This window comes from Phytopseudomonas daroniae (genome assembly GCF_004327285.1).
Lineage (GTDB): Bacteria > Pseudomonadota > Gammaproteobacteria > Pseudomonadales > Pseudomonadaceae > Aquipseudomonas > Aquipseudomonas daroniae.
On record NZ_QJUI01000009.1, the window covers coordinates 37,970 to 50,608 of the forward strand.

Here is a 12,639-nt window from a genome sequence, read left to right on the forward strand (position 1 = left end):
CCTGAACCCTTTATAGGAGTATTGAACTCATGGCACACAAAAAAGCTGGCGGTAGTACCCGCAACGGTCGCGACTCAGAAGCCAAACGCCTTGGCGTGAAGATGTATGGCGGCCAGAAAATCATTCCTGGCAACATCATCGTGCGTCAGCGCGGCACCCAGTTCCACGCTGGTTACGGCGTCGGCATGGGTAAGGATCACACCCTCTTCGCGAAAATCGAAGGCGTGATCAAGTTTGAAGTAAAAGGCGCCTTCGGTCGTCGTTACGTGAGCGTCGTCGCGGCCTGATCGCGAAGTTGCTGGAAAAGCCCCGTCCTGCGACGGGGCTTTTTTGTTTCTGTATCCTATGGCGTGGCGATTGGGTTTCCTGATGTGTTGGGGGCGATGAGTCGCGCAGTGCGTGGGTTCTTGCCAAACTGTCCTGGTTGAATGCGGGCGGTTTCAGGGCAATTTTGCAAGCACCCGGTGTTCCTTGTTTCAGTGACCCGCGTTTATTGCGGGAGGCGTATCCATGAAATTCGTCGATGAAGTATCGATTTTTGTAAAGGCCGGTGACGGCGGCAACGGTTGCATGAGCTTCCGTCGGGAGAAGTTCATCGAGAACGGTGGTCCCAACGGTGGCGATGGTGGTGACGGCGGCTCGGTTTACATGCTGGCCGACGAGAACCTCAATACCCTGGTCGACTACCGCTATACTCGTCGCTTCGATGCCGAGCGCGGCTCCAACGGTGGCAGTACCGATTGCACCGGGCGCAAGGGCGAGGATCTGGTCTTGCGCGTACCGGTTGGCACCACGGTGATCGATGCCGGTACCCAGGAAGTGATTGGCGACCTGACCAAAGCCGGTCAGCGCCTGCTCGTCGCTCAGGGCGGCTGGCACGGCCTGGGCAACACGCGCTTCAAATCCAGCACCAACCGTGCACCGCGGCAAACCACGCCGGGCAAGCCGGGTGATGCCCGTGATCTCAAGCTGGAGCTCAAGGTGCTGGCGGATATCGGTCTGCTCGGCCTGCCCAATGCCGGCAAGAGTACCTTCATCCGTTCGGTGTCCGCTGCCAAGCCGAAAGTTGCCGACTACCCGTTCACCACGCTGGTGCCGAACCTGGGTGTAGTCAGCGTCGATCGTTACAAGAGCTTCGTCATCGCCGACATTCCTGGTCTGATCGAAGGTGCGTCTGACGGTGCCGGTCTCGGTATTCGCTTCCTCAAGCACTTGGCGCGTACCCGTCTGTTGCTGCACCTCGTGGACATGGCCCCGTTGGATCTGACCGATCCGGCCGAGTCGGCCGCGACCATCGTCGACGAGTTGACCAAGTTCAGCCCGGCGCTGGCCGAGCGTGACCGCTGGCTGGTGCTCAACAAGGCCGACCAGATGCTCGAAGAAGAGCATGAGGCGCGTGTGGCCGAGGTAGTGGCCCGGCTCGACTGGAAAGGCCCGGTCTACGTGATCTCCGCGCTGGCGCGCGAAGGTACCGATCAGCTGTGCTACGACATCATGGATTACCTGGAAGCCCGTTCCGAGCGAATTGCGGAAAATCCGCAATTCGCCGCCGAACTCGCCGAGCTCGATCAGCGCATCGAAGACGAAGCGCGCGCTCAGCTGCAGGCGCTGGACGATCAGCGCGCACTGCGCCGCTCCGGCGTCAAGGCGGTCGGTTCGACCGATGATGACGACAGCTTCTGGGACGAAGAAGATGACGAGGATGGCCCGGAAATCATTTACGTCCGGGATTGATTGGACGACCGACGCCGCTTTTTAGCGGCGTTTTTGTAAGTTCGGCCGTTGCCGTCGGTGATGGCTTGCGAAAGTACGCTTCTGGCTAGGGTTGGAAAACATGCGTGACAAGGTAAGTGGTGCGCAGCGCTGGGTGGTGAAGATCGGCAGTGCCTTGCTGACGGCTGATGGTCGTGGTCTGGATCGTGCCGCCATGGCGGTGTGGGTCGAGCAAATGGTGGCGCTGCGCGCGCAGGGCGTGGAGCTGGTGCTGGTATCGTCCGGCGCGGTGGCGGCAGGAATGAGCCGTCTCGGCTGGACGGCGCGACCCAGTGCCATCCACGAGCTGCAGGCCGCGGCCGCCATTGGCCAGATGGGCCTGGTGCAGGCCTGGGAGTCGAGTTTCGGCGAGCATGGCCGTCGTACCGCACAGGTTCTGCTGACCCATGACGACCTGTCCGATCGCAAGCGTTATCTGAACGCACGCAGCACCTTGCGTACCCTGGTCGATCTCGACGTGGTTCCGGTGATCAACGAGAACGATACCGTGGTGACCGACGGCATCCGCTTCGGTGACAACGACACCCTGGCGGCGCTGGTGGCCAACCTGGTGGAAGCCGACCTGCTGGTGATCCTCACCGACCGCGACGGCATGTTCGACGCCGACCCGCGTACCAATCCTGCCGCTCAACTGATCCACGAAGCGCGTGCCGATGATCCGGCGCTCGATGCCGTTGCCGGCGGTGTCGGTGGCGCGCTGGGGCGTGGCGGCATGCAGACCAAATTGCGCGCGGCGCGACTGGCTGCGCGCTCCGGGGCGCACACCGTGATCGTTGGTGGCGCCATCGAGCAGGTGCTGGCGCGCCTCAAGGCGGGCGAGCTGCTTGGTACCTTGCTGATTCCCGAGCGTGGCATGCTGGCGGCGCGTAAACAGTGGCTGGCCGGGCATCTGCAAACCCGTGGCACCCTGGTGCTGGATGCTGGCGCGGTGAAAGCGCTGGTATCCGACCGCAAGAGTTTGCTGCCGGTCGGCGTAAAGGCGGTGCAGGGCAGTTTCCGTCGCGGTGAGATGGTGGTGTGCGTGGCGCCGGATGGTCGTGAGATCGCCCGTGGCCTGGCCAATTACAGTGCGTTGGAAGCGCAGAAAATCATCGGTCGCCCCTCGGATGAAATCGAGCGGTTGCTGGGGTACGTCGATGAGCCCGAGCTGGTGCATCGCGATAATCTGATTCTGGTCTAAAAGCAGCTTCAAGCTTCAAGAGAAGAGGGGGCTTGTCTGTGTTCATTGAGGGGTTCGTATGAAGGCAGGATGGCTTGGCATGTTGTGCGCGTTGCCGTTGTGGGTGTCCGCCGAGCAGATCGGCGAAGTGTCCACGGTGTTCAAGTGGATGGGGCCCAACGACAAGATCGTGGTCGAGGCTTTTGACGATCCCAAGGTGTCGGGCGTGACCTGCTACCTGTCGCGAGCCAAGACTGGCGGCGTGAAAGGTGGCCTCGGCCTGGCGGAGGATCGCGCCGAGGCGTCGATTGCCTGTCGTCAGGTCGGCCCGATCAGCTTCGCGGGCGAGCTCAAGGATGGCGAGGAAGTATTCCGCGAGCGTACCTCGTTGGTCTTCAAGACCATGCAGGTGGTGCGGTTCTTCGACCAGAAGCGCAATACCCTGGTGTATCTGGTCTACAGCGACCGGATCATCGAAGGCAGCCCGCAGAATGCGGTGACCGCCATTCCGATTCTACCCTGGCCGAAGGCGGGCTGATTCCCTGGGCGAGCGACGGGCTCTTTAAAAGCCCCGTCGCTCGCTCCAGGTTCGTGAGCATCCGCCCACGAGCCGTTTTCCGTTGGTGATTTTCAGATTCGGAAGCGTGCGACGAGCGTGTTGAGATCCACGGCCAGGCGCGAGAGCTCCTGGCTGGCGGCGCTGGTCTGGTTGGCGCCGGCGGATGTCTGCAGCGACAGGTCGCGAATGTTCACCAGGTTGCGATCGACTTCCCGGGCGACCTGAGCCTGCTCCTCCGATGCACTGGCGATCACCAGATTGCGTTCGTTGATCATCGCGATCGCTTCGGTGATCTGTTCCAGTGCGGTTCCGGCACCTTTTGCGACTTCCAGCGTCGAGCGTGCTCGATCATTGCTGTTCTGCATGGCGGCAACGGTTTTTTCGGTGCCCACCTGAATGCCGCCGATCATGCCCTCGATTTCCTGGGTCGATTGCTGGGTGCGGTGCGCCAGGGCGCGAACCTCGTCGGCGACCACTGCGAATCCACGCCCGGCATCGCCGGCCCGTGCTGCCTCGATGGCGGCGTTGAGAGCCAGCAGATTGGTCTGTTCGGCAATCGAGCGAATCACGTCGAGCACCTTGCTGATCTCACGAATCTGCTCGGCGAGCTGTTCGACTTCGCTGGAGGTGGTTGTCACATCCTTGGTCAACTGGCTGATCGAGTCGACGGTTTCGCGTACCTGCTCACGGCCTCGCAGTGCGGTGGTGTTCGATTGCTGAGAGGCTTCCGAGGTGCTCACCGCATTTCGAGCCACTTCTTCCACGGCGGCGGTCATCTCGTTGACAGCGGTGGCGGCCTGTTCGATTTCGGTGCTCTGCTGGTGCAGGCCACGGGTGGAGTCTTCGGTGACCGCATGCAGTTCCTCGGAGGCCGACGCCAGCTGATTGGACGAGTCGGCAATGCTCTGGATGGCGGCGTGCAGATTCTTCTGCATGGCCTGCAGGGCGGTCATCAGGCGAGCCGGCTCGTCTGTGCCTGTCACCTGAATGCTCTGGGTCAGATCGCCGGTAGCGATGACTTCGGCTACGCGCAGGGATTCGCCCAGTGGGCCGACGATGCTGCGGGTCAATATCACGGCCAATAGCACGGTCAGGGCAATGCTGATGATCAGCGTGGTGATGACCATTTTTTCGGCGTTGTGGAAGGCGGCCTGGCTGGCATTCGTGGACTGCATGGCGCCGTCATTGTTGAAGTGTGAGAGGTTTTTGAGCGCGGCGGTCAATCCGTCGGCGTAGGTTGATAGTGGCCCGGTAGCGAGCTGTGTGGCTTCGTCGATGCGGCCGGCGCGTGCCGCCTCCACTACCTGTTGCTGCAGGTTGGAGTATTCGCCGTAAGCTTTGCGGAGTTGCTCGAATAGCTTTTGCTCTTGTGGCCCGCTGGCGAGCTTGGCGTAGGTATCGAATTGCCCCGGAACGGACTGTGCGATGCTGTCGATCGCGGTGAGGGTGCTTTGCCGCTCGGATTCGTTTGTCAGCAAGACGCTTCTCAGCGTCAGAGCTCGAATACGCCCTATGCTGGTGGCCAGTCCTTCGGTAGAGATCAGGGATGGCAGCCAATTGTCGCGGATTTGATCCGAGGCGGCATTCATGCGGTTCATCTGCGACAGCGCGAAGATCCCGAGCCCCAGCAGCAGGGTGGCCAATAATGCGAACGCCAGACCGGCGCGTTTCCCAATATCCAAACCTCTTAACCACATAGCGGAGTTCCTTCCCATTTTCCGTGCACCATGCCTCGGATGATTTTCACCATATCGGCAGGAGGGTCTTTTGCTTGACTGAATTGTCTTGTGAGCGAGAGGGCTGGTGCGAGGCCTGTCAGGTGGAGGAAGGCGGCGTCTCTGTACTTTTCCATGGGCAATAAAAAACCGACCCTGAGGTCGGTTTTTCATGAAACGGGTAGTTTAAGCAGCAGCTTGGCTGAGTGCTTTAACATGACCGTTCAGGCGGCTCTTGTGACGAGCGGCCTTGTTCTTGTGGATGATGCCTTTATCGGCCATACGGTCGATAACAGGCACAGCCAGAACGTAAGCAGCTTGTGCTTTTTCGTGGTCTTTGGCGTCGATAGCCTTGACTACGTTCTTGATGTAGGTACGAACCATGGAGCGCAGGCTGGCGTTATGGCTACGACGCTTCTCAGCCTGTTTTGCGCGTTTTTTGGCAGAAGGTGTATTGGCCACCGTCAAGCTCCTCGAAAACTAAGGGGTTACAGACAAATAAGGCCGCGAATCATGCAGGCGAGCGAAGCACTTGTCAAGGTCGATGCGTAGGGTATGTTGACCGTTCAGCGCAAGCCGCGTTGCCGCGAGAAACCTCGCCAGGCTAGGCGGAGGACGCCGGTAATGGTTGTTCCCTTGCCAAGTCCTCCAACAACGCATAGCGAGATTTCCCGCGCAACCCGAAGGGCCGGGCCCGTTTTGCCGCGATGCTGCGTTTCTCGCCGGCTCATTTAGCCAGCTAAACTTCGCGGCTCGCGCCTTGCCTCGCGGCAAAACGGGCTCCGGCGCGGTCGTGCTGAACGGTCAACAGACCCTTATCAATCGTCGTAGAGCCATTGCAAGAAAGGATGCTTTATCAGGCCGGCGATTCTACACTCCTGGCCCGCACTTGTGGCGTTGCACCTTCGTGCGGTGTCGCGGTCTGTTGCTGGCGCGTGACGAGCGTTGCGCGTGTGGATCAAGTAAACGCTGATTGAGCATCCCTGCCGAATGAATCTTCTCAAGTCGCTGGCCGCGGTCAGCTCCATCACCATGCTGTCGCGGATTCTCGGTTTCGTGCGCGACACCATCATGGCCAGGATCTTCGGTGCGGGCATCGCCTCGGATGCCTTCGTGGTGGCGTTCAAACTGCCCAACCTGCTGCGCCGTATTTTTGCCGAGGGTGCCTTTTCCCAGGCCTTCGTGCCGATCCTGGCGGAGTACAAAACCCAGAAAGGCGAGGAGGCGACTCGTACCTTCGTTGCTTATGTGGCCGGCCAACTGACCCTGGTGCTGGCACTGGTGACGCTGCTTGGCGTGCTGGCTGCACCCTGGATCGTCTGGGCGTCGGCACCGGGCTTCAGCGACAACCCCGAGCGTTTCGAGCTGACCAGCGATCTGCTGCGGGTGACCTTTCCTTATATATTCCTGATTTCGCTGTCGTCCTTCGTCGGTGCGTTGCTCAACACCTGGAACCGGTTCGCCGTACCGGCTTTCGTGCCGACGCTGCTCAACGTCAGCATGATTTTCTTCGCTCTGTTTCTGACGCCTTATTTCGACCCGCCGATCATGGCCATGGGCTGGGCGGTGCTGGTCGGCGGATTGCTGCAGCTGCTTTATCAACTGCCTCATTTACGCAAGATCGGCCTGCTGGTACTGCCGCGCCTCAACCTGCGCGATAGTGGCGTGTGGCGGGTGTTGCGGCAGATGGGCCCGGCGATCCTCGGCGTCTCGGTGGCGCAGATTTCCCTGATCATCAATACCGTGTTCGCCTCCTTTCTGGTGGCTGGCTCGGTATCGTGGATGTATTACGCCGACCGCCTGATGGAGCTGCCCGCCGGAGTGCTGGGTGTGGCGCTGGGCACCATCCTGCTGCCGTCGCTGGCGAAGACTCATGCCGCGCAGGATCCTGCCGCCTACTCGAAACTGCTCGATTGGGGCCTGCGCCTGTGCATTCTGCTGGCGCTGCCCTGTGCGCTGGCCTTGGCGTTGCTGTCCGAACCGCTGGTGGTGGCGCTGTTCCAGTACGGCAAATTCACCGCTGCCGATGCCGCCATGACCCAGCGCGCCTTGCTCGCCTATTCGGTGGGGCTGCTCGGCATGCTGTTGGTCAAGGTGCTGGCGCCGGCGTTCTACGCCCGCCAGGACATCCGCACGCCCGTGCGCATCGCCATGTTCACCTTGCTGATGACTCAGGTGATGAACGTGCTGTTCGTGTTCGTCATCCCGCTGGCCCATGCCGGCCTGGCCTTGGCCATCGGCCTGGCGGCCTGCCTGAATGCCGGTCTGCTGTTCTGGAAATTGCGTGCACGCGGCTTCTATCAGCCGCAACCCGGCTGGGGCCTGTTTGCCGGCAAGCTACTGGCGGCGGTGCTGGTGATGGTCGCGGTGTTGCTTGGCATGCTGTGGCTGATGCCGGCCTGGAGCGAGGGCAATATGTTGCAGCGCTTGCTGCGCCTGGGTGCGCTGGTCGCGGCTGGGGCGCTGAGCTATTTCGCGGTGCTGGGTATTCTCGGTTTCCGCCTGCGCGACTTCGCCCGTCGTTCGGTTGGTTGAGTGGGCGTGTCGTGCTAACAATAATAGAGCACCGTATCAGCCTACCCGGCGCCAGCCGCTGTGCGTATAATTGGCCACTTTGTGAGCAAGAAGCGCGTTATGCAGCTGGTTCGAGGCCTTCATAATCTGCGGCCCCAGCATCGGGGCTGTGTCGCCACCATCGGTAATTTCGACGGCGTTCACCGTGGCCACCAGGCGATTCTGGCGCGTTTGCGTGAGCGTTCTGCGGAGCTGGGCGTACCGAGCTGCGTGGTGCTGTTCGAGCCGCAGCCGCGTGAGTATTTCGATCCCAAAGGTGCACCTGCGCGACTGAGTCGTCTGCGTGACAAGCTCGCCTTGTTGGCTGCCGAAGGCGTCGACCGCGTGCTGTGCCTGGCCTTCAACCCGCGCTTGCGTGAGTTGAGCGCAGCCGAGTTCGTGCAGCGCGTATTGCTCGATGGCCTTGGCGTTCTGCATCTTGAAGTGGGTGACGATTTTCGCTTCGGTTGCGACCGTGCCGGCGATTTCGCCTTTCTGGCCGAAGCTGCGCAGCGTGAAGGCTTTACCGTCGAGGCGGCCAAGACCGTGGAGATCGATGGCCAGCGCGTCAGCAGTACCCGCGTGCGTGAGGCTCTTGCCAGTGCTGACTTCAAAGGGGCCGAGGACATGCTCGGGCGGCCGTTCCGGATCGTCGGGCGAGTGCTGCACGGACAGAAACTCGGTCGTCAGTTGAATGCGCCAACCGCCAACGTGCAGCTCAAGCGCAAACGCGCACCGCTGACCGGGGTCTACCTGGTCAGCGCCGAGATAGATGGCCGGCCATGGCCCGGCGTCGCCAACATTGGCGTTCGCCCCAGCGTGGCCGGTGACGGGAGCGCCCACCTCGAGGTGCACCTGCTGGATTTTGCCGGCGACCTGTATGGCCGGCGTTTGACGGTGGCATTCCACCACAAGCTGCGCGATGAGCAGCGTTTCGCCTCACTCGAGGCACTGAAGACGGCAATTGCTGCCGATATTGCCGCCGCCCGCGCCCATTGGCACGGCCAACCGCTTAAGTGAAGAGCCGAAATGACCGACTATAAAGCCACGCTGAATCTTCCCGATACCCCGTTCCCGATGAAGGCCGGCCTGCCGCAGCGCGAGCCGCAGATGCTGCAGCGCTGGGACGAGATTGGTCTGTATCGGAAGCTGCGTGAGATTGGCGAAGGACGGCCGAAGTTCGTCCTGCACGATGGCCCGCCCTATGCCAACGGCAGCATTCACATCGGTCATGCGCTGAACAAGATCCTCAAGGACATCATCACCCGTTCCAAGACCCTGGCCGGCTATGACGCGCCCTACGTACCAGGCTGGGACTGCCATGGCCTGCCGATCGAGCACAAGGTGGAAACCACCTTCGGCAAGAACCAGCCTGCCGATCTGACCCGCGAGCGCTGCCGTACCTACGCTGGCGAGCAGGTCGAGGAGCAGAAGGGCAACTTCATCCGCCTCGGCGTGCTGGGCGAGTGGAACAACCCCTACCTGACCATGAACTTCGCCAACGAGGCCGGCGAGATCCGCGCTCTGGCGGAGATCGTCAAGAATGGCTTCGTGTTCAAGGGCCTGAAACCGGTCAACTTCTGCTTCGACTGTGGCTCGGCACTGGCCGAGGCCGAGGTCGAATACCAGGACAAGAAGTCCGATGCCATCGACGTCGCCTTCCCGGTCGAAGACGCCGACAAGCTGGCCGCCGCCTTCGGTCTGGCCAGCCTGAGCAAGCCGACCAGCATCGTCATCTGGACCACCACGCCCTGGACCATCCCGGCCAACCAGGCGTTGAACGTTCACCCGGAATTCACCTACGCCCTGGTGGATGTCGGCGATCGCCTGCTGCTGCTGGCCGAGGAAATGGTTGAGAGCAGCCTGCAGCGTTACGGCCTGCAGGGCGAAGTGATCGCCACTGCGCAAGGCAGCGCCCTGGATCTGATTCGCTTCCGTCATCCGTTCTACGAGCGCTTCTCGCCGATCTACCTGGCCGAGTACGTCGAACTGGGCGCCGGTACCGGTATCGTCCACTCCGCACCGGCCTATGGCGAGGACGACTTCCGTACCTGCAAGCAGTACGGCATGAGCAACGACGACATCCTCAATCCGGTGCAGAGCAATGGCGTCTACGCCGAGTCGCTGCCGTTCTTCGGCGGCCAGTTCATCTGGAAGGCCAACCCGAACATCGTGGCCAAGCTCGAAGAAGTCGGCGCGTTGCTCAAGCACGAGGCGATCAACCACAGCTACATGCACTGCTGGCGCCACAAGACGCCACTGATCTACCGCGCCACCGCGCAGTGGTTCATTGGCATGGATAAGCAGCCGAACGAGGGAACCACCCTGCGTGAGCGCTCGCTGGCTGCCATCGAGGAAACCAAATTCGTTCCGGCCTGGGGCCAGGCGCGTCTGCACAGCATGATCGCCGGCCGTCCCGACTGGTGCATCTCGCGTCAGCGTAACTGGGGCGTACCGATTCCGTTCTTCACTCACAAGGAAAGCGGCGAGCTGCACCCGCGTACCGCCGAGCTGATGGAACAAGTGGCGCAGCGCGTCGAGCAGGAAGGCATCGAAGCCTGGTTCAAGCTCGACACCGCCGAACTGCTGGGTGACGAAGCCAGCCAGTATGACAAGAGCCGCGACACCCTGGACGTCTGGTTCGACTCCGGTACCACCCACTGGCACGTGCTGCGCGGCTCCCACGCCGAACTGGCGCATGCCAGCGGGCCGGCCGCTGACCTGTACCTGGAAGGCTCCGACCAGCACCGCGGCTGGTTCCATTCCTCGCTGCTGACCGGTTGTGCCATCGATGGTCATGCGCCGTACAAGGAACTGCTGACTCACGGCTTCACCGTCGACGAGCAGGGCCGCAAGCAGTCCAAGTCGCTGGGCAACGTGGTCGCGCCGCAGAAGGTCATCGACAGCCTGGGTGCCGACATCCTGCGTCTGTGGGTCGCCTCCACCGATTATTCGGGCGAGATGGCCGTCTCCGACCAGATCCTGCAGCGCAGCGCCGATGCCTACCGGCGTATCCGCAACACCGCGCGCTTCCTGCTCTCCAACCTCAGCGGCTTCGATCCGGCGCAGCACCTGCTGGCCCCCGAAGACATGCTGGCCCTGGATCGCTGGGCCGTGGATCGCGCCCTGCTGCTGCAACGCGAGATCGAAGAGGCTTACACCAGCTACCGATTCTGGAACGTGTACCAGAAGGTGCACAACTTCTGTGTGCAGGAGCTGGGTGGCTTCTACCTCGACATCATCAAGGATCGTCAGTACACCACCGCCGCGGACAGCGTGGCGCGGCGTTCCTGCCAGACCGCCATGTTCCATATCGCCGAAGCACTGGTGCGCTGGATCGCGCCGATCCTGTCGTTCACCGCGGACGAGATCTGGCAGTACCTGCCGGGCGAGCGCAACGAGTCGGTGATGCTCAACACCTGGTACGAAGGCCTGAGCGAGCTGCCGAGCGGCTTCGAGCTGGATCGCGCCTTCTGGGATCGCGTCATGGCGGTCAAGACCGCGGTCAACAAGGAACTGGAGAACCAGCGCAGTGCCAAGCTGATCGGCGGCAATCTGCAGGCCGAAGTGACCCTCTATGGTGAGGAGTCGCTGGTCACCGACCTGACCCGCCTGGGCGACGAGCTGCGTTTCGTGCTGATCACCTCGGGTGCCAGCCTGGCGCCTCTGGCCGCCGCACCGGCTGACGCGGTGCAGACCGACGTCAGCGGGCTGAAGCTGAAGATCGTCAAATCCGGCCTGACCAAGTGCGCCCGCTGCTGGCACTTCTGCGCCGATGTCGGTAGCCATGCCAACCATCCGGACATCTGTGGCCGTTGTGTGGACAACATCGATGGCAAGGGCGAGGTGCGCCAGCATGCGTAAGGCTCTGGCCCGCACCGCGGAGATGCATTGATGAGCGCGCGTTTTGGCAAACTCGGCTGGGTCTGGCTGAGCGTCGTGGTATTCGTGGTCGACCAGGTGACCAAGTTCTGGTTCGACAACAACCTGTCGATGTACGAGCGCATCGTGGTCATCCCCGACTACTTCAGCTGGACGCTGGCCTATAACACCGGCGCGGCCTTCAGCTTCCTGGCCGGTGCGTCCGGCTGGCAGCGCTGGTTGTTCACCCTGATTGCCGTGGTGGTCAGCGTGGTGCTGGTGGTCTGGCTCAAGCGTCTGAAGTCCGACGAAACCTGGCTGGCCGTCGGCCTGGCCCTGGTGCTCGGCGGCGCGCTGGGCAATCTGGTCGATCGCGTGGTGTTCGGCCATGTGGTCGACTTCATTCTGGTGCACTGGCAGAACCGCTGGTATTTCCCTGCGTTCAACCTGGCCGATAGCGCGATCACCGTCGGTGCCGTGCTGCTGGCGCTGGATATGTTCAAGAGCAAGAAGTCGGAAGAAGAGGTGGCGCGTGACTGATGTACGTATCGGCCCGGATCGGCAGGTAACCCTGCATTTCGCCCTGAAGCTGGATAACGGCGATGTGGTTGACAGCACCTTCGACAAACAGCCGGCCACCTTCAAGGTCGGCGATGGCAACCTGCTGCCGGGTTTCGAATCCGCGCTGTATGGCTTCAAGGCCGGTGACAAGCGCAGCGTGACCGTGCTGCCGGAGCAGGGCTTCGGTCAGCCCAACCCGCAGAACGTGCAGGTCATGCCGCGTTCGCAGTTCCAGGATATGGAACTGTCGGATGGGCTGCTGGTGATCTTCAACGATGCTGCCAACACCGAACTGCCGGGCGTGGTCAAAGCCTTCGATGACACTCAGGTGACCATCGACTTCAACCACCCGCTGGCTGGCAAGACGCTGAGCTTCGAAGTCGAGATCATCGACGTCCAGGCGATTTGACGACGCGTCGTCGAGCGAGCCGGACATTCCTCGCGAAAGCGCTGTCTAT

Annotated in this window: 11 protein-coding genes; 9 read left to right on the forward strand and 2 right to left on the reverse strand. The window is 61.7% G+C overall.

The features are described from left to right. Positions 1–29 precede the first annotated feature (29 nt). The 4 genes from rpmA to DNK06_RS11440 all read left to right on the forward strand — a co-directional run bounded on the left by rpmA (position 30) and on the right by DNK06_RS11440 (position 3,470). Positions 30–287: a 50S ribosomal protein L27 gene (gene rpmA, locus DNK06_RS11425; RefSeq protein ID WP_042556305.1), complete on the forward strand. Its 258-nt coding sequence runs from the start codon at positions 30–32 to the stop codon at positions 285–287. Positions 288–510: 223 nt separating this feature from the next. Continuing rightward, on the forward strand, positions 511–1,734 hold the full coding sequence (gene cgtA, locus DNK06_RS11430; protein ID WP_131180152.1) for an Obg family GTPase CgtA: 1,224 nt from the start codon (positions 511–513) through the stop codon (positions 1,732–1,734). Positions 1,735–1,834: 100 nt separating this feature from the next. Continuing rightward, entirely contained in the window at positions 1,835–2,953 is a 1,119-nt protein-coding gene (gene proB / locus DNK06_RS11435) for a glutamate 5-kinase (protein WP_131180153.1), read from the forward strand. Positions 2,954–3,011: 58 nt separating this feature from the next. Next, complete coding sequence (locus DNK06_RS11440; protein WP_131180154.1) at positions 3,012–3,470, forward strand: CreA family protein; 459 nt, start codon at positions 3,012–3,014, stop codon at positions 3,468–3,470. A 92-nt stretch (positions 3,471–3,562) separates the two neighbouring features. Here the strand turns inward: DNK06_RS11440 and DNK06_RS11445 are convergent, their stop codons facing one another. Further along, the gene (locus DNK06_RS11445; protein ID WP_131180328.1) at positions 3,563–5,188 is read right to left on the reverse strand and encodes a methyl-accepting chemotaxis protein; all 1,626 of its coding nucleotides are present in this window, start codon (positions 5,186–5,188) and stop codon (positions 3,563–3,565) included. A gap of 204 nt (positions 5,189–5,392) precedes the next feature. Beyond that, positions 5,393–5,668: a 30S ribosomal protein S20 gene (rpsT, locus tag DNK06_RS11450; RefSeq protein ID WP_042556309.1), complete on the reverse strand. Its 276-nt coding sequence runs from the start codon at positions 5,666–5,668 to the stop codon at positions 5,393–5,395. 528 nt (positions 5,669–6,196) lie between these two features. Here rpsT and murJ point away from each other — a divergent pair. From murJ to DNK06_RS11480, 5 genes are all read left to right on the forward strand, one after another. After that, the gene (gene murJ, locus DNK06_RS11460) at positions 6,197–7,741 is read left to right on the forward strand and encodes a murein biosynthesis integral membrane protein MurJ (RefSeq protein ID WP_131180156.1); all 1,545 of its coding nucleotides are present in this window, start codon (positions 6,197–6,199) and stop codon (positions 7,739–7,741) included. 99 nt (positions 7,742–7,840) lie between these two features. After that, complete coding sequence (gene ribF, locus DNK06_RS11465; RefSeq protein ID WP_131180157.1) at positions 7,841–8,779, forward strand: bifunctional riboflavin kinase/FAD synthetase; 939 nt, start codon at positions 7,841–7,843, stop codon at positions 8,777–8,779. 9 nt (positions 8,780–8,788) lie between these two features. Then, positions 8,789–11,623 carry an isoleucine--tRNA ligase gene (gene ileS / locus DNK06_RS11470; protein ID WP_131180158.1) on the forward strand — a complete coding sequence of 945 codons (2,835 nt, stop codon included), beginning with the start codon at positions 8,789–8,791 and terminating at the stop codon, positions 11,621–11,623. A 30-nt stretch (positions 11,624–11,653) separates the two neighbouring features. Continuing rightward, complete coding sequence (lspA, locus tag DNK06_RS11475) at positions 11,654–12,160, forward strand: signal peptidase II (RefSeq protein ID WP_131180159.1); 507 nt, start codon at positions 11,654–11,656, stop codon at positions 12,158–12,160. After that, positions 12,153–12,590 (forward strand): FKBP-type peptidyl-prolyl cis-trans isomerase, encoded by a 438-nt coding sequence (locus tag DNK06_RS11480; protein ID WP_131180160.1) that lies wholly within the window; start codon positions 12,153–12,155, stop codon positions 12,588–12,590. Before lspA ends, DNK06_RS11480 begins: the two co-directional genes overlap by 8 nt. Positions 12,591–12,639 lie beyond the last annotated feature (49 nt).